We start from the raw sequence: 24,600 nt of genomic DNA on the forward strand, positions 1-24,600 counted from the left end.
GTATTTTTTTAATATGAAAAAGTATCTTGAAACGAAAACAATTTCATATTTGGAACAAAATGCTGAAAAGTTCCTCTTTTCGGTTTTTTTTCATTTAATAATAACCGTTGATATTCATTTAATAACTTGTCCAAATCTTGACTGCATTGAATCGCTAATACACTTGTATAACCTTCTCTATTTGCTGTTTCAATCATTTCTTCTCTTTTATTGTTTATTAATTCAAGTAAACTCTTCTTCATGCGTTCAGTATTCATTACATAGCCTCCTAGTTATTCATTTATACGAGAATCTAGGACTTCAAATAGTTATGCATTATCAAAATCCATTTTATTATGACAAAAATTATTACAGAATTTCTCAAATCTGTAAAGACTAAAGCATATTTAGACAATTTTCGCATAATTAAATATGTCAATTTTGTAAACATCTTCATTTTTACTGACTAATATTTTCTTTATTCCCACATTCTGTATTCTTTAAACTTCCCATTAATATTGATTTTAATCTTATATACACATCGATTTTTCTTGATTGGATAGACTATAAAAAAGTTAGGCTGTTTTTCCGCATACTTGTTGTTTGATTTAATGAAATTACGTTCGTTTCATCGCGATCCACTAAAGAGTTACTATATTTTCAAAGCAACAATATCTGTGAAAACATTGAAAAGTTTTTATAAGGGTAACCGAAAGATGAAATTTAAACAAAAGGAGTATCAATAATGAGAATTTTAATGATCTTTGGTTTTCTTTTTTTGAATATTGCAAGTCCTATGCTTTCTGAATCTTCTCAACCTACAGGTCCAAAACATGTCGCCATTGTTATTGATGATTTTGGAAATGACATGAAAGGAACGAAGGAAATCCTTTCTTTACCTATTCCTCTTACAGTAGCAGTGATGCCTTTTTTGTCAACCACCAAAAAAGATGCAGAGCTTGCACATCGAAAAGGTCATGAAGTAATTCTTCACCTTCCAATGGAACCATTACATGGAAAAAAAAGCTGGCTAGGGCCAGGTGCAATCACAAGTGATTTATCAGATGAGGAAGTACGAGATAGAGTGATAAAAGCTATCGAAGATGTTCCCCATGCTGTTGGAATGAATAATCATATGGGGTCAAAAATTACAGCTGATTCACGCATTATGAGAATCATATTGGAGATATGTCAGGAGAAAGGTTTATATTACTTAGATAGTAAAACAACTGGAAAAAGTGTTGTAGAAGAATTGGCAAGTGAGTTAGGTGTCCCTTACCTTGAAAATGAATTATTTTTTGATGAACAATATACAACAAGTCATATTGTTAGACAAGCAAATTTATTATTAAACAGGATTGAGGATGATACTGAAATTATAGCAATCGGTCATGTTGGAATTGCCGGAGATAAAACTGCAGCAGTCCTAAGACAATATGTACCAAAGGTCAAAGAGAAAGCAAAAGCTGTTACACTATCAGAGTTATTTCTTCATCCAGAGGACGTGACAAACTTTCAATAATAGAAAACCATAGGGGCTGTTCTATATTCGAACAATCCCCATGGTCATTAATTTGTTTTGGCAATACGGTCAATTGCAGTTACACGAAAGTCTTTGTCCTCTAATTTCTTCACGACTTTTTGAAGTTTTTGATCAGATAAATCTCCAGATAAATTTAAAATGATCCTTCTAATATATTCATCACCATTATCTAATGTTAACAAACCTTCGATATTAATATCTTTTACAGCTGTTACTAAATCCTTTATTGCACCTTTATGTTCCTTCGTACCTACTGTTAAAAGAACTCCCCCGGTTTTCATTCCGAAAGAATCTTCTAATACATCCATAATATTTGAATGAGTTATTATACCGGAAAATTCATTTTGTGCATTGATTACAGCTAGGAAAGGTAACCGGCGAATGGATAAAAATGTTTTAAAGAAAGAATCGTCTTCAGATATGTACGCATCTTGATTTTTAATGAATGGCTCAATTTGATCTGTTTCCTTTCCATTATGTTCAACAAAATGCTCCAATAAGTGAACTTTATAGATGAAACCAACAAAAGTTTTCCCATCATCCTTTAAAACGGGTATTGACCTATACCCTGTTTCCTTTAAATATTCATATGCTTCCTTGACAGTCCATTGACTTTCACAATATTTAACTTCAGCTTTGTTCACATAATGATAACGAACTTTCATAACACAGCCCCCTTGAAGTGTAATTGATAAAAATTTATCATAGCCCTAATTAATAGTAAAGGGCATTTGAAAATATCCGCCTTCCATGTCTATGATATGTTGTTGCATTTTCTTTCCCTGTTACATATAATAATAGTAATAAAGATGGAAAGGGTGAATGTTGAGACAATGAAGTTCTAATCTTTTTTTTCAGGCTATTATTATTCATTTATTTATTGAATCTTAATATTACCTAGAGAAATTGGATTAGTCTGCATTCTTCAACATAATACATCCCTTATGAAACTTTTTGATATATTCTTCCATATCAGAAGCCTTTTTTCATATGCATATGTATTTTTTAAAGAATGATCTCTCTAGGGCTAGGGAGGTTTTTTTATGCTTATAGTACGAAATATTCACAAACATTTTGGTGATCAACAGATTTTAAACGATGTTTCCTTTGAAATAAAAGACCAAGATCGAATTGGGTTAGTTGGTATAAATGGTGCAGGAAAATCAACACTTGCCAACTTGATTTATGGGAGAATAGACCCTGATAGCGGCACAATTGTAAAAGCCCCTTCACTTAAAGTTGGTTATTTAAAGCAATCCGTTGATTTTCAACCAGCAGAAATCCCACATCCTTCTAGTGAATTTCTTGAAAAGACAAGTGAATTAGGACTTTCAAAATACCAATCGTGGGATCATAATCGCCTCTCACATTTAAGTGGAGGTGAAAAACTTAAAATTGCTTTAGCTGAAGTTTGGTCGAGTCATCCACATATCCTTTTACTTGACGAACCTACGAACCATCTGGATTTTCAAGGAATTAATTGGTTAATTGAACAACTTAAAACCTTCAAAGGAGCTATCGTTGTCATTTCTCATGATCGGTACTTTTTAGATCAAACTGTTGGTCAAATTTTTGATCTGGAGAACGGACATCTTACATCTTATGAAGGAAACTACACTTCTTACTTTAATGAGAAAAAGAAACGCAGAGAAGTTCAATTACACCACTATCATAGCCAGCAAAAGGATATCGCAAAAGTTGAAGCTCAAATGGAGCAATTACAGCATTGGGCAGGAAAAGCTCACAGAACAATGCGTGATCAAGAAGGAATGAAAGAATTCCATGGTGTAAAAGCAAAGAAAATAGATCGTGCAATGAAGTCAAAAATGAAAAGACTAAAAAGTGAATTAGAAAAAAACAAGGTTGAAAAACCTTCTGAAGAGAAAAACATTGCATTTCAATTTAAGGCAAATGAAAAAAGAGGCAACCGTATCATTGAGGCAAAAGACCTAATGAAAAAGTTTCAAACAAGATTGCTGTTTCAGCAAAGTCATTTTTATATTAAGCATGGAGAAAAAATCGGTATATATGGACCAAATGGTTCAGGGAAAACAACATTACTAAATATGTTAAGTGGAAAAGAAACAATCACATCAGGTTATTTAAATATTAGCTCCTCACTTAACATCGCAAGTTTAAGTCAAGATGTTGCAGATATGGATATCTCACAAACAGGTTTAGAAGCATTACAGATCTCTGACCGGACACAATTGCTTAAAGCCAGAACAACTCTGGCAAATATGGGAATGGACGCAGAAAAACTGAGTCAACGGGTTGGAACTTTAAGTCTGGGAGAGCGGACAAGAATTAAATTAACAAACATGCTCGTTAATGAATACGACCTCTTAATCCTGGATGAACCGACAAATCATTTAGATTTAGCAAGCCGCAATCAATTAGAAAAAACATTAAAAGATTTTTCCGGTACCATTCTTATCGTTTCTCATGATATCTATTTTTTACAACATGTTTGTGATAAACTATTAGTTTTCGAAGACCAAAAAATTAAACGTGTAGAAATGTCGATTGAAGAGTATGAAAAGAAACGAAATACACCTCAAAAATTTATTTCTTCTAGCCAAAAAGAAATAGAAGAAGAATTATTAAGAGTGAATACAGAAATTTCTGCTGTACTTGGTGAGCTTAGTTTATTAACTCCGGATGCTGAAAAATATACTATATTAGATCAGGAATTTCTAAAATTAACAAAGAAAAAACATTGCTTATTAAAAAAAGCGGAGAAGTAAAAATTTCTCCGCTTTTTTTGTTTCTTATTTAGTTAATTCTTGTTCTTCCTTAAAAGGATGTGCCACCCATCCCTCAGTTTCGATAAATAAACGAACAGCCACAACTTGACGATCTTCCATTAATGTAAAGAAATGAGGATTTCCCTCTGGTACAGATATAACATCTCCCGCTTCCAATTCTACATCAAAATATCCTGTTTGCTCGTCACCTTTGATAATGAAAATCCCATGTCCAGCAGTAATGGCCCGAACCTCATCCTCAGTATGTGTATGAACATTTTCAAACTTCTTTAGCAACTCTTCAAGGTTTGGTGTTGCATCTGATAATGCCACGATATCCCAAGTCTTGTATCCTCTTCTTTCAGCTAAATCTTCAATTTCCGCTTTATAAGTTGTTAATATTTCTGATTTTTCTTCATCATTTAGAACGAATTTTTCAACTAAATGTGACGGAAGTTTGCTCATATCCCAGTGCTCATATAAAACACCTTGTTTTTCTAAAAATGAAGAAACCTGCTCTTGACCTTCTATTACTTCTTTTGTGTTTCTTACTTTAATAACTGCCATTATTTTTTCCTCCAGTTTTCAAATTGTAATATGACATTCTTTCTCTAGCGAACAGCTTTCAAAGCCATCAATTTCAGGTGATAGGAAAATAAGAATTCACTAGCTTCTAAGAATTTCTTCGCTTCTAATGCATCCCTTCCCCATACAGTAATACCATGATTACGTATAAGGACTGCTCCTGCATCACCTTTAACAAATTCACTAAAGTCCTTTGCCAATGTAGGAATATGAGCGTGATTATAGATAATTGGAATTGTAAACACTGCATCTTCTTCCCACAAACCATATGCTTTAATGATTTCCTGACCTTTAAACGTGATCTTACCTTCATCTCCGAACAACTCGGAAATTACATTGTTATCAACGGTATGGACATGAAGGCTGCAACCTGCATCGGTTTTATTAAATATTTCAACATGTAATAGCGTTTCAGCTGATGGCTTTAAATGAGTGTCAAGAACCGGCTGACCGGTGCTATCTACAAGCAAAAAGTCTTCGCTCGTTTCCTTTGTTTTATCTTTTCCACTTGCCGTAACAAGAAATGAAATTGGATCACTATTCACTTTTATAGCCAAGTTACCACTTGTTCCCGGGAACCACTCTCTCTTAGCCAGTACTCTTTTTATATCAGCTAATTCCGCCCAGCGCTGTTCTAGTAAACTCACACACTCACCTCCTCTAATTGATCAAGGATATTCACAACATCATAAAACGTAGTAAAAGACTCATGTGGTAATTCTAATTCTTTACATTTATTTAATAACAAATCTCTAGCAATCACCAAATCTGCCAATTTTGCAGCCTGTAAATCGGTTATCGAGTCACCTATGACGATTTTCTTTTGTTCTTCTTGTGTAAGCTGACGGATAAGTGAAGGCTTACAGCATCCACATTCATTTGCACAAAATTCATCACAACTGTTTGGCCATTCAATTACTATATGATCGTCTGAGAAATTAGCCACATTACAAAAGATCTGATCTTCTTGAACTAATCCGTGAAGAAGAGGATAAACAAAAAAGTCTATTCCTCCACTGACAATATAAAGTGGAATCTTTTTGTCGACTGTATATTGAACGAACTCTCTAAATCCTGATCGGATTTCAGCATGATTGAGAATATAGTCCACAATTTGTGCCTTTGATGAAGAAGGCAGTAATTGAAACATCTTGCCGACTCCCTCTTTAATGGAAATCTCCTGAGATAGAACTCCTTCTTTTAGAGCATTCCATTCAGGTGGTGCGAACTTTTTCATGATAGCTATAATGTTGTCTGTCTCAGTGATTGTCCCATCAAAGTCACAAATAAGCACTGTGTTACTCATTTGCCCACCTCTTTGGCACCCCAAAGATCAATGGCAAGCTTAAGGTCCTCATTTGTTTCAGTAGCTTGTTTTAAGGAAATACCTGAAAGGGTTGCATCGATCGCTGCACGGAATGCTTGTCCTCCACCAATTGCTCCATTGGGATGTCCGTGTACACCGCCACCGGCATTAATCACAGAATCGATTCCAAAATCGTTTACTAATAAAGGGACTAATCCCGGGTGAATACCTGCAGACGGAACCGGGAAAGCTTGCTTTAGCCCTTCTTCTTTCAAACAGTATTCCGCAATTCCTAGTGCTTCATTTCGATCTAAAGCAACACTTCCATACGGAGATGGAAATAAAGAGAAATCAGCACCTGACATTCTAGCTAGTTTTCCTAATAGTAAAGAGCTGGAAAACCCATACAAACTTGATGCCGTTGAAGCACCACTAACAGCCGGATGTGCCATAATCGGTATATTAATTTCAGGATCTTCCACTAAACTCTGCATCACATCCAAACCATATGCAAACACATTAAAAAGCAATACGCTGGCTCCGAGCTCAGTAGCCCTTTTCGCCTTGTCCTTAAGCTCAAATGTTTTTCCTGTTAAGTTTACCGCGTATAATGCTTTACGTCCCGTTTCGTCAAATACTTGTTGTAATACTTCTCTACCAGCTGCAATTCTATCTTCAAAAGGGGTTAAAGGATTATCAAAGAGGATTTCGTCATCCTTTACTAAATCAACTCCACCCAATAATTGCTGCTTCAATTGATCTTTTAAGTAAACAAGATCTCTACCAATGACACCCTTGAAGATACTCATTAGTAGTGGTCGATCATAGACTCCTACCATGTCACGGATCCCGGGTATACCGAATTTTGGTCCTGGAAAAGCTTTCTTCACCTCTTCAGATAACTCTAAATCAAGGAGCTTTACTTCCCCATCAAGAGATAATTTTCCGAAAACGGTTGTTAAGATGGCTGGTATATCATGGCTATAGTTTACGCTTGGATAAGCAATTTTGATGATTCCCTTTGTAACAATTTTTCCTAAAAATAGATTTGTTTTTTCACAACTTTCAAGCTGACTGACTTCTAATACACGACCTTTATGGGCTTTTAATTGTTCTTGCTCAAGCAATGGCAGATCGGTCCAAGAACCAACTGTTAAGCCCAATGCAATGCCTTCGGCTTTTTTGTTTAAATTCCCTTTTGCATCGTGTACAAGGTATGTAGCAATAACTTCACTCACTGATAACCCTACTTTCTCAATACATCTGACATTTTCTGAATCTTTCTATTAATCATACTAATTTTAACATCTTTTATTAATCTATGCCATTTGATTCCTTCTGTAAATCTTGAATATTTCGTTTCATATATGGATTTAACCGGAAGTATTAAAAAGCCCCTTTGATATAGATCAAAGGGGCTTTTTGTACGTACAAATGTATAAAGCAATTTCCCTTATCTATCAGCTTATGCTGCAAGAATTAGCACCGTGCTTAACATGTAATGTTTAAGTCGGTTGCCGGGCTTCATCGGGCCAGTCCCTCCACCTGCTCTTGATAAGAACGAACGTTCAATATATTAAATTAATAGAATTATGACAGAACAAAATATAATCTGTCAAGATTAGAAAATATTTAATTTCTTTATTCTTTCAACTGCTTCTTTTAATCTTTCTTCGGATGTAAGTAAACCAACCCTCACATACCCTTCACCATACTCTCCAAATCCAATACCTGGTGCTACAACAACATGGGCATTCTCAAGCAAAAAATCCGAAAATGCTTGTGAAGAATCAAATTGTTTCGGTACAGGCAGCCACGCAAAGAAACTTCCAGCTGGTGCAGCTACTTTCCACCCGATATCAAGGCATGCTTCTATTAATGCATTTCGTCTAGACTCATATAATTCATTTAATTCTTCTACACATGTTTGTGGACTTAATAAAGCATGTGCAGCTGCTTCTTGGATTGCACTAAATACACTTACATACATATGATCTTGTAGCAAGTTTATTGCCTCTATAACTGATGGGTTACCTACTGCAAATCCAACCCTCCAACCGGCCATATTGAATGTTTTAGAAAATGTATATATTTCAATTCCAACCTCTTTTGCACTCTTTGTTTGCAGGAAACTCTTCGGTTTTTCCCCATCAAATCCAATCGCACCATATGCAAAATCATGAACAACACAAATATTATGTTCATCTGCAAACTGAACAGTCTCTTCGAAAAATTCCTCTGATGCTGTTGCTCCAGTGGGATTATTCGGATAGTTAATGAACATTAATTTTGCTTGATTTACGACTTCTTTTGGTAAACTTTCATAATTCGGTAAAAACTTATTCTCCTCTAGCAAAGGCATAACTTCCATTTTTGCACGGGCTAATTCCACACCTGACCAGTAATCAGGATACCCTGGATCTGGTACAAGCACTACATCCCCCGGATTCAAAAGACATTGAGGAACCTCAACTAACCCAGCTTTCCCACCAAAAAGAATGGCAACTTCTGATTGCGGATCAACATCCACTCCATACTCTCTCTTGTAAAAAAGAGAGACGGCTTCCTTTAAGAAGGTCTGACCGCGAAACGGAGAATACTTATGATAATTTGGATTTTGTACTGCCTTTTCCATCGCTTCTACAATATGTGCCGGTGTTGGCTGATCAGGGTTACCCTGCCCTAAATTAATCACATCATATCCTTGTTCCATAATATTATTTACTTTTTCGACAAGACTTGCAAAAAACTGCTTTGGTAATGAAGTTATTAATTCTGATTGCTTATATATTTTCATTTTTAGCACCTACTCAAAAAATTCTTGAAATTCTAGTCACAAATCATATATTGTTAGAAACAACTTGTAAAGTAAAAATTTTATAAATGAAAGTGTGAACGAAATGAAATCTATCATTACCTGTATTCAATTAGATATTAAATTCGGTGATCCAGACTTTAATTATCAACAAGTAGAAGAAAAGATTGCACAAGCTGTTCAACAAGAAGATTCAACAACCGTCGTTCTTCCAGAGCTATGGACAACTGGATATGATCTAACTCGCTTAGATGAAATCTCTGATGAAGATGGTCAAAAAACATTATCATTTTTGCAAAAGCTTGCAAAAAAATATAACATACACATCATCGGTGGGTCCATCGCAAAAAAGAGTGACAAACATGTTACAAATACGATGTTCATTGTGGATAATAACGGGCAGCTTATCCATGAATATAGCAAACTTCATTTATTTAAGCTTATGAACGAGCATCACTACCTTACTGCAGGAAAGGAAAAAGGACTATTCGACCTTGGTGGCATGAAAAGTGCTGGAGTCATTTGTTATGATATTCGTTTTCCAGAATGGATTCGTGCACATACCACAAAGGGAGCAGAGGTATTATTCGTTGTAGCAGAGTGGCCAATGCCACGCCTTCACCATTGGAAAACGTTGCTGCTCAGCAGAGCAATAGAAAATCAATGCTATGTAGTAGCATGCAATCGGGCAGGAAGTGACCCGGATAATGAATTTGCAGGACATTCACTTATTATTGACCCGTGGGGAAATATCTTAGCTGAAGCAGATGAAAAGCCAGGTTTGATCTCAGCTGAATTGGACATCGACATGGTGAAACAAGTTCGCAGTCAAATCCCTATTTTTGATGACCGTCTACCAAATTATTATCGCTAAATTCACAAATATTTAGGCAATTCTTTAGATTTACTGTTGACAAAATCTTATGAACATTGATAATATGCTAATCAAGCGTTATATTTTGCTAAAAACATTACTACCTAAAAACAAAAAACAATTAAATGAATCTATTATGATTATAATAATCTCTTATCAAGAGTTGGCAGAGGGACTTGGCCCAATGACGCCGCAGCAACCGACCATATTTCATTTTGATGAAATAAATCTGGGCAACTACCAGTAGGGCACGGTGCTAATTCCATCAGAAGGGAAACTTTCTGAAAGATGAGAGGTGCGAAGCCACGACTTCAAGCCTCTTTCAATCTCGAAAGAGGCTTTTCTTATTTTTCAGAAAAGCCTTCAACACTATTAATACTTGGAGGTCATTCAAATGTGTGCAAACAAAAAATCATCTGCATATGAACCATTAAATGAAAACGGAGCAATCGCTTTAGCAAAAAAGCTGCAGCTTTTTGAAGAGAGCAGTCAATTAACTTGTAATGAAATTGGTGACGGGAATTTAAACCTTGTATTTAAAGTGAAAAACATTGAATCTGGTGAGAGCATCATTATTAAACAGGCTTTGCCCTATGCAAAAGTCGTTGGAGAAAGTTGGCCATTAACTTTAGATCGTTCAAGAATTGAAACAAACGCTCTTTTAAAGCAAGCGGAATTTGTTCCTCAATATGTTCCTAAAGTGTTTTATTCAGATGAAGCCCTCGCGATTACGATCATGGAAGATCTTTCACATTTACAAATCGTCAGAGCAGCTTTAATTGAAGGTAACGATTTACCACTTTTATCGCAACATATCGGAGAGTTTTTAGCTAAAACATTATTTTATACATCTGATTACGGACTAAACCAGCATTATAAAAAAACATTAGTTAAACAATTTATTAACCCTGATCTTTGTAAAATTACAGAAGATCTTGTCTTTACAGATCCTTTCTTTAATCACGACACAAATGAATATGAGCAGGAACTGCAACAAGATGTAGAAAAAATTTGGGAAGATCAAGAGTTAAAACTAGAAACGGCAAAGTTAAAACAACTGTTCCTTACAAAGGCCGAAGCACTCGTTCATGGTGACCTACATACAGGCAGTATGTTTGCGGATGAAAACGAAACTAAAGTCATCGATCCTGAGTTTGCCTATTTTGGACCTATTGGTTTCGATGTTGGGCAAGTATTTGCAAACCTTCTCTTTAATGTTTTGGCTCGTAATCCCGAACATCAAGATGTCATCTATAACCATATAGAAACTACATGGGATGTGTTTGTAACGGAATTTTCCAATGCATGGAACAAAGATGCTCTCGAGATTTTCGCAAAAGTCGATGGCTATCTGGAGCATGTTTTAACTCAAATCTTTGAAGAAGCTGTCGGATTTGCCGGCTGTGAAATCATTCGTCGCACAATCGGATTGGCGCATGTTGCAGACTTAGATACAATTGAACCCTTTGAAAGAAAAATTGCAACAAAGCAAATTGCATTATCATTAGGAAGCGAGTTAATCAAAAACAGAAAATCAATTACATCACCACAACAATTCAAAGAATATGTAAAGCAAACTGCTGTATCAGTCAACTAAAGAATTGCAAAAGGAGTTATACAAAATGACAACACAAAATTTCGTTATACCTCGTTCTGTCATCTGGAAGGAAGAGTATATTTCTTTATTAAATCAACAAAAGATCCCTCAAGTCACTGAGTATCTCGAACTGAGAACAGTGGAAGATGTTTGGGAAGCTATTCAGTCATTAAAAGTGAGAGGAGCTCCTGCAATTGGTATAACTGCCGCTTACGGTTTAGCGTTAGCGGCTAACCAGGAACCTTCACATGCTTATGAAACCTTTCTAAACAATCTGAAAAAACATCGTGATTATCTGGCAAGTTCAAGACCAACAGCTGTTAACTTATTCTGGGCATTAGATCGATTAATGAACAGTATAAAAGAAGTGACAAACATAGATGAAGCAAAGACGACAATCTTAAATGAAGCAAAAGCTATTGAAGCGGAAGATGAAAAAGTGTGCCAATCAATTGGAGAACATGCTCTTTCTGTTTTTAAAGACGGTGACCGGATTATGACAATCTGCAATGCCGGATCTATTGCTACAGCTAAATATGGAACAGCACTTGCACCCTTCTATCTTGCCAAAGAAAAAAACATCAACTTAAGTGTCTATGCCTGTGAAACAAGACCAGTTCTACAAGGAGCACGTCTTACAACATGGGAACTGATGCAAGCAGATGTTGATGTAACATTAATTACGGATAATATGGCAGCACATACCATTAAGTCAAAAAACATTACCGCAATTATTGTTGGTGCTGATCGAATCGCAGCAAATGGTGATACTGCAAATAAGATTGGAACTTTCAATTTAGCGCTTTTAGCTAGTGCCTTCAACATTCCATTTTATGTTGCAGCACCATTATCTACATTTGATCCTGCCATTACAGATGGAAATCAAATACCGATCGAAGAACGTCATGCAGAAGAAATTACACATATTCATGGCGTTCAAGTAGCCCCTGAAGGTGTAAAAGTGTTTAATCCTGCATTTGACGTAACACCGAATGAATTAATCGCAGGGATTATTACGGAAAAAGGTATTTTATCTGGTGATTTAAAGGAAGTTATTTCATCTTTATTTAGTAAGTAAACAAAAGAACAAAGTTTTCACTCCCCGTGATCACTTTGTTCTTTTTAGTAACTAATTCTTCTTTTTTTGCAGAAGTGTGTTTTTTTCCTGTTCTGATAATATGTGTAATTTCGATAACAAAACAGAATAAAAATACACCTTTTTAGAGCGTTTCTTTTGTACCCACATATACTTTGCCCCTTTCTTTACCTTACGCAACTTTTTTCTCTTAATGAAATAATATGTTGCAAAGTCAAAAGTGTGACAAGTTATGAATTACTCTTTAAATGTGATTTTTTCATGAGTTAAAAGGGTTGCTTTTAACTCAATTTTTGTTCCCGCATAACCAGTAAGTTTTTTGTTCTTACCAATTACTCTGTGACATGGAATAAAGATGGGAAGTTTATTTGCTTTATTAGCCTGACCAATCGCTCTCACAGCATTTTTTTGTCCAATAGCTACTGCTATATCCTGATAGCTGTATACCTTGCCAAAAGGGATGTCTCTTAATTTTGCCCAAATCTTTTTTTGAAAGTCTGTTCCATTTAGTTCCATAGGTATGTCAAATTCTTTTCTATCTCCGTGAAAATACTCATGTAATTGTTGAATGGCGCTCCGCAGAACATCAGATTTTTGTTCCTGATCATGAACTATCTCTTTTCCCACTCGAAACGAATCAAATAGTTCTATTGTTAAAAACAAGTTTGTTAGCTTGTCTTTTTGTGAGACAAGCCTTAATGTTCCTAATGGTGATTCATATAATTGATAATAATACATAAATAAAAACCCTCATTTTCTCAAGCTTTTTCAATTACCAAAAAATAACCTATTATTCTATTGTCTAATAGGTAACATAATATGAAAAGTTGTGCCTTTTCCTTCTTCACTTTCTACGACCACTTGTCCCTGATGCTCTTCAATAATTTTATAACTAACCATTAGACCAAGTCCTGTGCCTCTCTCCTTCGTTGTATAAAAAGGCTGCCCTAACCGTTTGATTTTATCTTCTGAAATACCTGAACCTCTGTCTGTAATAGATACTAGAAGATTATCTTCATCTTTTTGTTTTATTTTCACGTCAATTTGACCACCATTCGGCATAACTTCAATTGCATTTTTCAACACATTGATAAAAACTTGTTTTAATTGATTCGGTTCACAATAAATTAACGGAAGATTGTCTTCGATATCAAGAATCATCTGAACATTGACTAAAATGGCTTGAGCGTTCAATAATTCAGTCGTTTCTTTCATGATAATACTGAGATCTTTCTCAGAGAATTTAATTGCTTGCGGCCTAGCTAAAATAAGAAACTCAGTAATAATCGATTCAATTCTACTCAACTCTGATGTGATGACATTAAAATACATAGAAAAATCATCTTTCACACTTCCCTCTAAGAGCTGAATAAAACCTTTTAATGCTGTCATCGGATTTCGGATCTCATGGGCTATTCCAGCTGCAAGTTCTCCAACAACATTTAGTGTATCCGACTTCCGCAATTGTTCTTCTAATTCTCTCTTTTCTGTTACATCTCGAAAAACCGCCAGATTCATATCTTCATTTATATGATGTTTTAAAGAAATCTCTAAAATTTTCTCTGCACCATTAGAAAGAGTGTAAATGGTCTCCTGTGTTTTGGCCTCGTAAAAATCTAATTCTTCCTCCTGATAAAGATCATCCATCTTTGAAAAAAGAATATCACATATTTTATACGATTTTATATCACTTGATGATAGATTCAAAATTTTCCTTGCAGCAGGATTTGCTTCAATGATTTCATAATTATTATTAAAAAGAATGATACCGTCCATAGATGCATTAAATATATTCCTGAATTTATGCTCACTTTCTCTTAAGACTTTTTCCATTCTTTTTCTTTCACTAACATTCCTAAAGATTGTTAAATGATGACCATCTAATATGTCCATTTTTGAGGTGAACTCAAGTTCTTTATTTTGACCGTTCGGCATGTGAAAAAGCAATTCTTCTCTTATGGCACCTGTTTGAAAATATTCTTTTTTCACACGTTGAAAGCTTACGGAATTCTGATCCATAAAGTCTAAAATATTTCTTTGTACAAGCTCTGTCTCACTTAATTCAAATGTTCTGCTTGCAGCTTGATTCACCTTTTGAATTTGCCCATTTTTCCCCCAGATCATGATGGCATCAATGGCATTTTCAAATATCTCTCTAAAGCGCTCCTCACTTTTGTATAGCTTCATTTCCATCGATCGTTTTTCAGTTATATCCCGCATAATCGCCATATAAAAACCATTTATAATATTTGAAGTGGTTGTAAACTCAAACACCTTTTTACTGCCATTTCTAAGCAGCACGGGAAGTTCACCTTTTGCACTTCCATTTTCTTTCAGCATCTTCCATAAACGATCTAATTTATAAAGATCCGGCTCATCAATAAAATCGCCTAAAACAAATGAGTTTAACTGATTTTTGTTAATTTCAAAACTTGAACAAAAGGAGCCATTTGCATCTATAAATGCTCCCTCTTGATCAAATATAACAATTCCATCAACAGCCCGGTGAAATAGGTCTTTAAAAAGTTGTTCATTAATTGTTCTTTCCCGTTCAAGCATTTTCTTAAATGAGACATCTTTGATCATCGCTAGATCATACCCATTTATTGCCTGCTTACGTACAGAAATTTCTAAAAACTTCACTTGTCCATTTTCTAATTTTACGATTAATTCATTTCTGCCAGGGTCATCTTGATAGATAGCTTCCATGACTTCACTCAATTGATTTTTCGGAATTAGTGACAGAAAATCATAAAGGCTTTTTTGACATAATTCCTTTTTTTGTAGTTGAAACATATGACATGCAGCCGAGTTTACATCAATAAATTTCATATTTTCATCAAAAATAGCTACCGCATCTAATGCACCTTCCAATATATTTTCGTGCTGCAGTAACTTAAATTTTAACATCTCATTTTCTTTTTCTAGTTTAGCTAATTGTGTTTTTAAGGTAACGATTTCGAAATCCTCCATCGTTTGTTTCAATTCATTCACCCCTACCTGACTCACTTTCTTCTATAAGTTCTATTCTACAAGTTCTTTCATTGTCCTTCACCTATCTACAAAATGATAGAAAATGTTTCTTTTTTACTGTGAACGGTGTAATATATTAAAGTATTTTGTTTAAGAAAAAGCGAATTGTTGAAATTACCACATAAAAGCTGTCATCGTTTTACAAATAGATGACAGCTTTGTTACGTCCCTAATAAATAATCAATTTCTATCGAAAGTAATGTAATAAGCTCATCTTGATTTAAGTTCATACAACGTTTATTTCCACCTCTATTCGGGAATAAAAAAGATAATTTTACGATTTATTACTTCAAAGGGAATGATAAAATAATGACTAATCGTTTGAGTTATTTTGATAATGCAAAATTCTTTTTAATTTTTTTAGTTGTTTTTGGTCATATTATTAGGCCATTTATCGATGAAAGTGATGTTATGTTGACCATTTATAAATTTGTTTATACGTTTCATATGCCAGCATTCATTTTAGTATCCGGTTATTTTGCCAAGGGATTTAATAAGAAGGGCTATGTAAGTAAAATCGCCAAAAAGCTTATTTTGCCTTATTTAATTTTCCAAGGAATTTACTCTGTCTATTATTTTGCGATTGAAAAACAAGGTGCAAGTGTTCTGGATCCATTAGATCCCCACTGGTCATTATGGTTTCTAGTCAGTTTATTCTTCTGGAATGTTTTCTTATTTGGAGCAACAAAGCTTTCTCCAAAATGGTCATTAACTTGGGCTTTTGCGCTCGGAATTGCAGTTGGATATTTTGACATAGTAAGTAATTATTTAAGCTTATCAAGAACATTTGTGTTTTTTCCATTATTTTTAATCGGTTTTTATTTAAAGAAAGAGCATTTTACGTTCATTACTAAACCAAATATCAGAGTTATTGCCGTGTTATTGTTAACCATAACATTTGTATCGTATTTCTATATTGACTTTGATTATGAATGGCTATTTGGTTCAAAGCCTTATTCACAGTTTGGTGATGTATCTATTTTTAATGCAATTATTAGAATGGGCTTTTACACTTTAACATTGATCACGTCTCTTAGTTTTTTGGCTCTCATTCCTACAAGACATGCATTCTTCACCGAGTGGGGAACTAGGACGTTCTATGTATATCTTCTGCATGGGTTCATCATACAATATATGAGAAAAGGCGATACGATTGAGTGGTTGGGCGATTATCAAAGTATTGCTACTCTTACGTTGTTAGCAATTTTACTAACAACGGTATTATCAACAAAAACAGTAAAAGAAATTGCGAGCCCTTTTATTGAGTTAAAGCCATCTCATTTATATCTTAAGCCTTTTTCATTGAATAAGTAATGACATGAGACATTTTCCTTTAAAGGATAATGTCTCATTTTTGTTTAAATGCCTGGTATTCCTTCCATACTGTGGTTATATACCCAATCGAAGCATTATGTTAAAATAAATAATTGATTAAAAGCTTACGCAATTTGTTTTTATAAAATCAAATAAAAGTGGTGTAGAAATGAAAACTGTTTTATCAACATTAAATGCAAAATATATTCATACAAGTTTATCAATTCGTTATTTAAAAGCATACGCAGAACCTGATTATGATATAGAGTTAGCAGAATATACAATTAAAGATCCTGCAATGAATATCGTTACAGACCTTCATGCAAAAAAACCTGAGATTATCGGATTTAGCTGCTATATTTGGAATATTGAAGAAACCATAAAAGTAATAAAAATGTTGAAGAAGATTAACCCCTCTTTACTGATTGTATTAGGAGGACCAGAGGTAACATATGACACTAGGGAATGGATGGAGAAGATTCCGGAAGTTGACTTTATTATTATTGGAGAAGGAGAACATTCATTTAAGCAATTATTAGATGAATTACATGGTGAACATAACTTTGAAAATGTTAGTGGAATGGCTTACCGCAAAGACGAAACATTACAAATTAAGCCGCAGCGGAACAAAATTGATTTAAAAACATTACCTTCTCCATTTCGTTTTAAAGAAGATTTGTCACAGCTTTCAAAGCGTGTTACGTATATTGAAACAAGTCGCGGTTGCCCTTTTAGCTGCCAATTTTGCCTATCATCGATAGAAGTAGGTGTACGTTACTTTGATCGTGAAAAAGTTAAAGAAGATATTCGCTTTCTAATGGAAAATGGTGCAAAGACAATTAAATTTGTTGATCGTACATTTAATATTAGCCGTAGCTATGCCATGGAAATGTTTCAATTTCTCATTGATGAGCACAAGCCTGGTACTGTATTTCAATTTGAAATAACAGCAGACATTATGAGACCTGAAGTAATTCAATTTTTAAACGACAGTGCCCCTAAAGGTTTGTTCAGATTCGAAATTGGTGTTCAATCAACAAACGATGCAACAAATGAACTTGTGATGAGGAAACAAAACTTTAGTAAGTTAACACGTACTGTCACAATGGTAAAAGATGGACAGAAAATTGATCAGCATCTTGATTTAATTGCCGGTTTACCTGAAGAAGATTATTATTCATTTAAGAAAACCTTTAATGATGTTTTTGAGCTACGTCCAGAAGAGCTTCAGCTAGGATTTTTGAAAATGTTACGAGGAACTGGTCTTAGACTTCGGGCCGAAGATCATGGTTATGTATATATGGATCATTCCCCTTATGAAATTCTGAAAAACAACATCCTATCATTTGAAGATATTACAAAAATTAAACATGTGGAAGATGTATTAGAAAAATATTGGAATGATCATCGCATGGATGAAACTATTGAATACTTAGTTTCAAACGTTTTTGCCACTCCTTTTGACTTTTTTCAGGATTTTGGAACCTTTTGGGATGAAAAAGGCTGGAGTCGAATTGGCCATCAGTTAGAAGACCTTTATAAACATCTATTTGAATTCCTTGCTAGCTACAATCATGACGTTGTAGACATTGTTAGTGGATTTATGAAATATGATTATTTACGTAATCAAAAATTTAAACCACGTAAACCTTGGTGGGATGATGCACTATCAAAACAGGAACGCAGCAAAATTTACCACTCCATCTTAGAAAACCCTCTTCTTTTGGGTGAGGAATTTGCAAGAAAACAACTAACAGAGAAGGATCTATTCAAACATACAGTGCTTGAAACCTTACCATTTAATTTAAATCACTACCTTAAAACAGGAATAATGGTAGAAGAAGGCTCTTTCATTCTTGTTCACTATGATGCCATCCATTCAAAAACAACAGTATATACAGCTTTATCACGTGAATTCGAATCTAAAGTAGGCTGAAGGAAAAAGTGAGAGGATTATCTCTCACTTTTCTTTTTTTCCTTTTTATTACCTGCTAGTGCGCTATATAGTTGAGATGCATTAACATCTCCCATTTCATGACCAAATTCTTCTTGTAGTAAATCCTTTTCAGTAGGAATTTTATGGTTTTGCATATCTTTACTTTTCATTTTTTTACGTGTCATGATGATTTCCCTTGCTTTCCATGTTTAGAGTTTCGATTTGCACCCTTCATCGGGTTTTCATCATCATTAATTTCAGCAAATTCTACATCCGGCAGACTTTCTGTTGGTGTATTATTATGTTTTACAGCTTGATTTCGAAATGCTTTTCTCTTCAATCTTCTCACCTCAATGATAAGTTTCGACTTATTCAAGATGTTACTTCTTTACTTTCTCCATTTTACTGTTTTCTATCATAGGTAGAAATCGGAAAAAAGATCAGTTACTAATTGGACATTCTAAACATAAATAAAGTTGAGGTGAAAAATGTGAAAAAGGAAAAGGAAGACAAGTTTTCACTTGATGAATCATTACCACATCAAACACATGCTCCCTCTTGGAAAGGAACAGGAGTGAAAATGAAGGAACCGTTTTTAAATGACTATGGGGTTGTAATTGGCGATAGCAACTATAACTCCGAGCATTCTCCACTAAACAATTGGAGTGATGAGATTGATCCGGCAATTATGTCTGGTGAACAGTGGGTTCACCAGACAAATGATATTGGCTGGAATACTCCTGAAAATAGAGAATTACTTGAAGAAAAGAGAAAACCAAATGGTGTTCCCTTTACACATCCTGATAAAGATGTAAGTTATAACAGTGACTAAATTAGTAAGAAAAGCGCAAGCATCTTGGTCAGCCTAGGCTTGGACAAAAAAGACGCAAATGAACAGAAGATGGTTCTTTGTCTTCAATTCATTTGTGACTAGACCCTAGAGACAGTCAATAACGCGACGTCCTGTTCGGTGCTGGATGTCGAAGCGCTTATCCACAGTTCAAGAATTTTATAATTTCCAAAACGAATAAAATAGATGACTCAAAATAAAATCCATTTGAGTCATCCATTTTTTATTCATTCGAGAGATATTGCTTCATGACCTCTTTTACCTTAGGAACTACGTAATGGCTCCCTCCCTTGTCTTTTACATCTTCAATCATCATTGTAACCAAGAGTTCAGGATTATCTGTATTAACAGCTACAAACCATCCATTTTCTTTACCTGTCTTATCTTCTTTTGACTGTTTTAATTCAGCTGTTCCAGTTTTTCCTGCTATCTGTAGGCTATCTACTTTAGGCTCATAAGCAGTACCATTTGGATTATTTACAACTTCTTTTAAGTTTGATAGTAGAATATCGTTATTTTCCTTCTTTGTAATATTTTCTTTCCAAAAACTTGTTTTTGCTTCTTCTGTGACCTCGAGATACGGTTTTATCATACTGCCATTATTTACATAGGTGGTATATGCTGCTGTCAAATGAAAAGGACTCATCAATATTTCTCCTTGTCCATAACCAGAATCGGCCAGAAGCTGTTCATTTGATAGATTTTGATTCGAAATAGAAGATGTTGTGATTGGAAAAGGAAAATCAATGTCTTCTTCAAATCCAAACTGTTTTAAACCGTTTACCATTTCCTCTGCCCCTATATCCAATGCTAATTGAGCAAAATAGATATTGTCAGAATAGATAAGGGCATCCTTTAAGTTAACATTTGAATCTGAATCTGAAACTCTTGTTATGCTATAATTTCCCCAACTAGCATCTTTTTTCCACGTTAGTCCTGTTATTTGTTTTTCAGCATCAGGATCTAACTTTCCTGCATTCAATCCAATCGATGCAATAATCGGTTTCAAAGAAGATCCTGGAGAAAAGGTTTTATTAAATCGAGCCATTAAGGGCTTTTGTGGATTATCGGATAAGGTTGCATATTGTGATGAAGATAGTCCATATATAAATTCATTAGGATTATAAGAAGGACTGCTCACTAAAGCTAATGTTTCTCCTGTTAAAGGATCCATTGCAACAGCTGTACCTGCTTCACCCTTGAGCTGATTAAACAGTTGTTTTTGCAGCTCACCATCAATAGTTACTTGTATATCCTCACCATTTTCAGGAGGCTTTTCAGCAATAATTTTATCTGTACCTTCGACGTAAATGGTATAACCTGTTTCTCCTTTTAATCTTGATTCAAATACTTGTTCCAATCCAGCTTTTCCAACTAAGGATTGACTGGAATATCCTTCATCATTTAATTCCTCAAGCTGTTCTGCTGTAATACTTCCAATATATCCTGTTAGATGGGCGGCAGCTTCTCCGTAAGGATAAAACCTTGCTGGAACATCTTTCTTTTGAATAGATGGAATTGAAATTAATTCAGCAAGTAATTCCTGTTGTTGTGGATCAATTTTTTTAATAGGAACAAATAATTCAGGTTGAACCCAGCTTTGTGAAAGCTTATCTTCTATTTCTTTCACATCCATTGAAAGTATTTTAGCAATCTTTTCGATCGTTTCATCTCGATTTTCCGGAAGATTGCCTGGTACAATTCCAATTTCATAGGCTAAACCATTCACTGCAAGCCCTTTATTTTTTTCATCAAAAATTTGTCCACGCTCAGGTGATGTACTACTCACTCTTACTTCTTCATTGGCTTCTAATTGCGGAAAGATCATAGAAGGTGACCAGGAAATAAACCAATCCTCTCCATCTTCTGTTTCTTCCTGGATAATCTTCACATCTTGATCAAATGATATTGGGCCAGCCAGGGTGTCCATTGTTAATGAAAAAGGATAGCTAACCTCTGTTGCCTTATCATCTATCTTTTCTTCTTCCGGTTTATCAAACTCAACCTTCAACTCATTAACTGACACACCCTCGTATATACCTTTATAGCGACTAACAAAATCTTCTTTTGTAATCTCCTCTTTTGCATTTGACGATAGTTTATCGTACATTTCTGAAAACTTTTGATCATTCCATAATTTTATGTATTCAGAAAAACGGTCTGCAGCAGTTGGTGCTTCTGAGCATGCACTTAATACGATTAATAATACAAAAAAAACAAATGCCATTAAACTTTTTCTCATATCGCTCCCTCCTCCTTACATATTGTACCAAAGATTAAGATGCCATCAATTAATATCGACTGATTTTTTGTTAAATGAAAAAAGAGCTGGATTAACTCCAACTCTTTTCCTTTCCTATCCAATAATGACTCTTTCCTTTGGATAATGAAAATTATCTTTTTTCTCTTTTGTTCCTAACAGATATAAGAATGTTAATATCCCAATACGACCGATAAACATTAAGATCATAATGATGATTTTGCCTAATATACTAAGTTCTGCTGTAATTCCTATTGATAGTCCGGTTGTTCCAAATGCAGAGCATACTTCAAATAAAATAGAAACAAACGGGAAAGGTTCTGTTATTGATAAAATGACGACTGAGGTAAAACATATTAGGAAGGCCATCATTGTGACGACAACAGATTTATTAAGGTCTGCTTCATGTAGCTCCCGTTTAAATATTTTGATCGATTTATGTCCTCTTGCGAAATGAAATAGGAATAATAAATTTAGCGCAAATGTTGTAGTACGAATTCCTCCTCCAACTGAACTGGGAGAAGCTCCAATGAACATTAAAGCACATAATATTAAAATGGTTGTCTCAGTGAATAAGCTTACATCCATTGTTGCTAACCCACCACTTCTAGTAGCAGTTGATTGAAACAATGAATAAAAGAAGGTTTCATGCCATTCTTTCCCCTTAAAGAAGTGTGAATATTCTAAAATAGCAATTGCAATTGTTCCGAACAAAATAAGCGCAAAGAACGTAATAGTTGTCAGCTTAGTAAATAAGGTAAACCGATGTCTTTTATTTTTGTTGAATAAAAAATCCTTTACTTCAATCAAAACAGGAAAACCAATAGCTCCCAATACGATAAGAATCATGGTGATAAACTGAATAAAATAATCATGGGCAAACGGGATCATTGATTGACCTGTTATATCAAAACCACCATTGGTTGTTGCACTGATTGAGGTGAAGAAACCATGTAAATAGGCTTCTTGCCAAGTTGGGTAATATTTAAGGAAATAGGTCCCTAGTATTAACCCACCAAGAAATTCGATTAAAAGAATGAGCACAATAATTTGACGAATCAGATTCACTATTCCTGATAAGTTAACTTGATTTTGATCTGCCATAATAAGTTGCCGTTCTTTTAAGCCAATCTTTTTCCCCATAATAAGCCATACAAATGTTCCGAGTGTCATTATTCCAATTCCACCGAATTGCAATACAAAGGCCAAGATAAATATACCTGGAACACTAAATGTTTCAGCAGTAGACACAGTTGTTAAACCTGTAACACTAACAGCACTTACTGCAGTAAAAAGTCTGTCGATAAAGGCAAATTCAACACCTGGCTTATGGGCCACAGGTAAACTTAACAATAAAACAGAAACACTTACAGCTAAAAAATAATAGGCAACGATTAGTTGTACCGGTGTTAATGATTGTAATCTAAGCTTAAATTGTTTCATATCCATTCATTCCTATCTTACAGTTCAAATACTATGAAATAAGGTGCTTTGATGCACTCATGTTTTCTATCATAACGATTATTCATGGAAATGAAAAGGTTAATTCCCTTCTAATTTGTATCAATCAAGTAACAACTATGTATTTTCAAATATTTGAAAACACGACTTACTACCAAGAATGGCGAAAGTCAATGTCTTTTCTTAATACTTTACTTTAGATACACGGTAAAAAAGTGAAAAGGATGACAATTATGCCATCCTTTTCTTTTATTTCGCTTCCAATCTATTAATACGATCATCTAAGTCAGGGTGTGTTGAAAATAATGAAATCCCTTTTTTGCTATTAATTTTTAATGTGGATAAAGACGCTTGATCATCTCTTACTCGTTGAGTATATTGTTTAAGTGAACGCAGCGCATGAACCATCTTATCTTTACCGGCTAAATCGGCTCCACCTCTGTCTGCGTGAAATTCACGGTATCTAGAAAACGCAAATACAACTAAGCTTCCGAGTATTGAAAAGACTAACTGGAAAATAATCACAGCCACAAAATGAACAATCGGAGCCAAGTCCTCCCGAACAAATCGTGAAACAAGCCATGCTGCTATTCGCGCTAGGAAGACAACAAATGTATTAACAATTCCTTGTAATAATGTCATCGTCACCATATCACCGTTTGCGATATGAGCTACTTCATGTGCAACAACACCTTCAATAGCATCATCGTCCATTTCATGTAACAGTCCTGTTGATACAGCTACTAAAGAACGACGTTTGGAAGGACCTGTAGCAAAAGCATTCACTTCAGGAGACTGATATATTCCTACCTGAGGCATTTTCATAAGTCCTGCTGCTCTTGATAGGCGATGAACTCGTTCTACTAATTCTCTTTCTGCCGGAGAGAGCGAGCTATCAGGATTTAATACCTTCACACCCATCATCATTTTGGCCATCCAACGAGACATAGCCAATGATACAAATGACCCTGTAAATCCTACAACTGCACTAAAGATGAGGAGACTAACTAAATCGAGACCACCACCTGCTGTTTGATAAGGTGATATATTCAATAGGGATAAAACAATGCCAATTGTGGTGATAACTAAAATATTTGATAGTAGAAAAAGAAAAATTCTTTTTGCCATACAGACCTCCATCTTTCAAGTTCACATGAACTTATATTATAATAAAAATTATAGAAACATTTTTCATAAAAAGCAA

The 24,600-nt window shown here is 34.7% G+C and carries 22 protein-coding genes and 2 riboswitches; of the genes, 8 read left to right on the plus strand and 14 right to left on the minus strand.

Features of this window, described 5'->3' with window-relative positions:
- Positions 1–8 precede the first annotated feature (8 nt).
- Positions 9–257, minus strand: a complete 249-nt coding sequence (locus LC095_RS26950; RefSeq protein WP_264196150.1) for an aspartyl-phosphate phosphatase Spo0E family protein — start codon at positions 255–257, stop codon at positions 9–11.
- A 467-nt stretch (positions 258–724) separates the two neighbouring features.
- Between LC095_RS26950 and LC095_RS21370 the strand changes: the two genes are divergently transcribed.
- The gene (locus LC095_RS21370) at positions 725–1,501 is read left to right on the plus strand and encodes a divergent polysaccharide deacetylase family protein (RefSeq protein WP_226530099.1); all 777 of its coding nucleotides are present in this window, start codon (positions 725–727) and stop codon (positions 1,499–1,501) included.
- A 47-nt stretch (positions 1,502–1,548) separates the two neighbouring features.
- Here the strand turns inward: LC095_RS21370 and cbpA are convergent, their stop codons facing one another.
- Complete coding sequence (gene cbpA, locus LC095_RS21375; protein WP_226530100.1) at positions 1,549–2,187, minus strand: cyclic di-AMP binding protein CbpA; 639 nt, start codon at positions 2,185–2,187, stop codon at positions 1,549–1,551.
- A gap of 378 nt (positions 2,188–2,565) precedes the next feature.
- Here cbpA and abc-f point away from each other — a divergent pair, with 378 nt between their 5' ends.
- Positions 2,566–4,269 carry a ribosomal protection-like ABC-F family protein gene (abc-f, locus tag LC095_RS21380; protein WP_226530101.1) on the plus strand — a complete coding sequence of 568 codons (1,704 nt, stop codon included), beginning with the start codon at positions 2,566–2,568 and terminating at the stop codon, positions 4,267–4,269.
- A gap of 24 nt (positions 4,270–4,293) precedes the next feature.
- On the opposite strand, the gene LC095_RS21385 is transcribed toward abc-f, so the two are convergent.
- The 5 genes from LC095_RS21385 to LC095_RS21405 all read right to left on the minus strand — a co-directional run bounded on the left by LC095_RS21385 (position 4,294) and on the right by LC095_RS21405 (position 8,957).
- Complete coding sequence (locus LC095_RS21385) at positions 4,294–4,836, minus strand: 1,2-dihydroxy-3-keto-5-methylthiopentene dioxygenase (RefSeq protein WP_226530102.1); 543 nt, start codon at positions 4,834–4,836, stop codon at positions 4,294–4,296.
- Between the two features lie 44 nt (positions 4,837–4,880).
- Positions 4,881–5,501, minus strand: coding sequence for a methylthioribulose 1-phosphate dehydratase (locus tag LC095_RS21390; protein WP_226530103.1), 621 nt, complete (start codon positions 5,499–5,501; stop codon positions 4,881–4,883).
- Positions 5,498–6,160 carry a 2-hydroxy-3-keto-5-methylthiopentenyl-1-phosphate phosphatase gene (locus tag LC095_RS21395; protein WP_226530104.1) on the minus strand — a complete coding sequence of 221 codons (663 nt, stop codon included), beginning with the start codon at positions 6,158–6,160 and terminating at the stop codon, positions 5,498–5,500. The genes LC095_RS21390 and LC095_RS21395 overlap by 4 nt, the downstream gene beginning before the upstream one ends.
- Positions 6,157–7,398, minus strand: coding sequence for a 2,3-diketo-5-methylthiopentyl-1-phosphate enolase (mtnW, locus tag LC095_RS21400; RefSeq protein ID WP_226530105.1), 1,242 nt, complete (start codon positions 7,396–7,398; stop codon positions 6,157–6,159). Before mtnW ends, LC095_RS21395 begins: the two co-directional genes overlap by 4 nt.
- 212 nt (positions 7,399–7,610) lie before the next feature.
- Positions 7,611–7,721, minus strand: a riboswitch (SAM riboswitch).
- Positions 7,722–7,781: 60 nt separating this feature from the next.
- Positions 7,782–8,957, minus strand: a complete 1,176-nt coding sequence (locus LC095_RS21405; RefSeq protein WP_226530106.1) for a pyridoxal phosphate-dependent aminotransferase — start codon at positions 8,955–8,957, stop codon at positions 7,782–7,784.
- Positions 8,958–9,060: 103 nt separating this feature from the next.
- Between LC095_RS21405 and LC095_RS21410 the strand changes: the two genes are divergently transcribed.
- The 3 genes from LC095_RS21410 to mtnA all read left to right on the plus strand — a co-directional run bounded on the left by LC095_RS21410 (position 9,061) and on the right by mtnA (position 12,524).
- Entirely contained in the window at positions 9,061–9,849 is a 789-nt protein-coding gene (locus LC095_RS21410; RefSeq protein ID WP_226530107.1) for a carbon-nitrogen family hydrolase, read from the plus strand.
- Between the two features lie 150 nt (positions 9,850–9,999).
- A riboswitch (SAM riboswitch) is annotated at positions 10,000–10,144 on the plus strand.
- A gap of 99 nt (positions 10,145–10,243) precedes the next feature.
- The gene (gene mtnK, locus LC095_RS21415; RefSeq protein WP_226530108.1) at positions 10,244–11,446 is read left to right on the plus strand and encodes an S-methyl-5-thioribose kinase; all 1,203 of its coding nucleotides are present in this window, start codon (positions 10,244–10,246) and stop codon (positions 11,444–11,446) included.
- A gap of 25 nt (positions 11,447–11,471) precedes the next feature.
- A complete protein-coding gene (gene mtnA, locus LC095_RS21420; protein ID WP_226530109.1) occupies positions 11,472–12,524 on the plus strand; it encodes an S-methyl-5-thioribose-1-phosphate isomerase in 1,053 nt (350 codons plus the stop codon).
- A 255-nt stretch (positions 12,525–12,779) separates the two neighbouring features.
- On the opposite strand, the gene LC095_RS21425 is transcribed toward mtnA, so the two are convergent.
- On the minus strand, positions 12,780–13,280 hold the full coding sequence (locus LC095_RS21425) for a methylated-DNA--[protein]-cysteine S-methyltransferase (protein ID WP_226530110.1): 501 nt from the start codon (positions 13,278–13,280) through the stop codon (positions 12,780–12,782).
- A 57-nt stretch (positions 13,281–13,337) separates the two neighbouring features.
- Entirely contained in the window at positions 13,338–15,527 is a 2,190-nt protein-coding gene (locus LC095_RS21430) for a PAS domain S-box protein (RefSeq protein WP_413467526.1), read from the minus strand.
- A gap of 354 nt (positions 15,528–15,881) precedes the next feature.
- Here LC095_RS21430 and LC095_RS21435 point away from each other — a divergent pair, with 354 nt between their 5' ends.
- Together LC095_RS21435 and LC095_RS21440 are read left to right on the plus strand one after the other, a co-directional pair.
- Positions 15,882–16,889, plus strand: coding sequence for an acyltransferase family protein (locus LC095_RS21435; protein WP_226530144.1), 1,008 nt, complete (start codon positions 15,882–15,884; stop codon positions 16,887–16,889).
- 169 nt (positions 16,890–17,058) lie between these two features.
- The gene (locus LC095_RS21440; protein WP_226530111.1) at positions 17,059–18,825 is read left to right on the plus strand and encodes a B12-binding domain-containing radical SAM protein; all 1,767 of its coding nucleotides are present in this window, start codon (positions 17,059–17,061) and stop codon (positions 18,823–18,825) included.
- A 17-nt stretch (positions 18,826–18,842) separates the two neighbouring features.
- Here LC095_RS21440 and LC095_RS21445 read toward each other — a convergent pair whose 3' ends face one another.
- Together LC095_RS21445 and LC095_RS21450 are read right to left on the minus strand one after the other, a co-directional pair.
- The gene (locus tag LC095_RS21445) at positions 18,843–18,995 is read right to left on the minus strand and encodes a hypothetical protein (protein WP_226530147.1); all 153 of its coding nucleotides are present in this window, start codon (positions 18,993–18,995) and stop codon (positions 18,843–18,845) included.
- A gap of 11 nt (positions 18,996–19,006) precedes the next feature.
- Complete coding sequence (locus LC095_RS21450) at positions 19,007–19,201, minus strand: hypothetical protein (RefSeq protein WP_226530148.1); 195 nt, start codon at positions 19,199–19,201, stop codon at positions 19,007–19,009.
- Between the two features lie 75 nt (positions 19,202–19,276).
- Between LC095_RS21450 and LC095_RS21455 the strand changes: the two genes are divergently transcribed.
- Positions 19,277–19,657, plus strand: a complete 381-nt coding sequence (locus tag LC095_RS21455; protein ID WP_264196152.1) for a DUF3905 domain-containing protein — start codon at positions 19,277–19,279, stop codon at positions 19,655–19,657.
- Positions 19,658–19,898: 241 nt separating this feature from the next.
- On the opposite strand, the gene LC095_RS21460 is transcribed toward LC095_RS21455, so the two are convergent.
- From LC095_RS21460 to htpX, 3 genes are all read right to left on the minus strand, one after another.
- Positions 19,899–21,917, minus strand: coding sequence for a penicillin-binding transpeptidase domain-containing protein (locus LC095_RS21460; RefSeq protein WP_226530113.1), 2,019 nt, complete (start codon positions 21,915–21,917; stop codon positions 19,899–19,901).
- Between the two features lie 114 nt (positions 21,918–22,031).
- Entirely contained in the window at positions 22,032–23,378 is a 1,347-nt protein-coding gene (locus LC095_RS21465) for a TrkH family potassium uptake protein (protein ID WP_319005830.1), read from the minus strand.
- A 267-nt stretch (positions 23,379–23,645) separates the two neighbouring features.
- Positions 23,646–24,524 (minus strand): protease HtpX, encoded by an 879-nt coding sequence (gene htpX / locus LC095_RS21470; RefSeq protein WP_226530115.1) that lies wholly within the window; start codon positions 24,522–24,524, stop codon positions 23,646–23,648.
- Positions 24,525–24,600 lie beyond the last annotated feature (76 nt).

This window comes from Metabacillus niabensis, from assembly GCF_020524345.1.
Taxonomy (GTDB): Bacteria; Bacillota; Bacilli; order Bacillales; family Bacillaceae; genus Metabacillus; species Metabacillus niabensis_B.

Bases quoted from the DNA above. Each gene is read 5' to 3' on its own strand.
- LC095_RS26950 (WP_264196150.1), bottom strand. From the start codon at position 257: ATGAATACTGAACGCATGAAGAAGAGTTTACTTGAATTAATAAACAAT.
- LC095_RS21370 (WP_226530099.1), top strand. From the start codon at position 725: ATGAGAATTTTAATGATCTTTGGTTTTCTTTTTTTGAATATTGCAAGT.
- cbpA (WP_226530100.1), bottom strand. From the start codon at position 2,187: ATGAAAGTTCGTTATCATTATGTGAACAAAGCTGAAGTTAAATATTGT.
- abc-f (WP_226530101.1), top strand. From the start codon at position 2,566: ATGCTTATAGTACGAAATATTCACAAACATTTTGGTGATCAACAGATT.
- LC095_RS21385 (WP_226530102.1), bottom strand. From the start codon at position 4,836: ATGGCAGTTATTAAAGTAAGAAACACAAAAGAAGTAATAGAAGGTCAA.
- LC095_RS21395 (WP_226530104.1), bottom strand. From the start codon at position 6,160: ATGAGTAACACAGTGCTTATTTGTGACTTTGATGGGACAATCACTGAG.
- LC095_RS21405 (WP_226530106.1), bottom strand. From the start codon at position 8,957: ATGAAAATATATAAGCAATCAGAATTAATAACTTCATTACCAAAGCAG.
- LC095_RS21410 (WP_226530107.1), top strand. From the start codon at position 9,061: ATGAAATCTATCATTACCTGTATTCAATTAGATATTAAATTCGGTGAT.
- mtnK (WP_226530108.1), top strand. From the start codon at position 10,244: ATGTGTGCAAACAAAAAATCATCTGCATATGAACCATTAAATGAAAAC.
- mtnA (WP_226530109.1), top strand. From the start codon at position 11,472: ATGACAACACAAAATTTCGTTATACCTCGTTCTGTCATCTGGAAGGAA.
- LC095_RS21425 (WP_226530110.1), bottom strand. From the start codon at position 13,280: ATGTATTATTATCAATTATATGAATCACCATTAGGAACATTAAGGCTT.
- LC095_RS21440 (WP_226530111.1), top strand. From the start codon at position 17,059: ATGAAAACTGTTTTATCAACATTAAATGCAAAATATATTCATACAAGT.
- LC095_RS21445 (WP_226530147.1), bottom strand. From the start codon at position 18,995: ATGAAAAGTAAAGATATGCAAAACCATAAAATTCCTACTGAAAAGGAT.
- LC095_RS21460 (WP_226530113.1), bottom strand. From the start codon at position 21,917: ATGAGAAAAAGTTTAATGGCATTTGTTTTTTTTGTATTATTAATCGTA.
- LC095_RS21465 (WP_319005830.1), bottom strand. From the start codon at position 23,378: ATGAAACAATTTAAGCTTAGATTACAATCATTAACACCGGTACAACTA.
- htpX (WP_226530115.1), bottom strand. From the start codon at position 24,524: ATGGCAAAAAGAATTTTTCTTTTTCTACTATCAAATATTTTAGTTATC.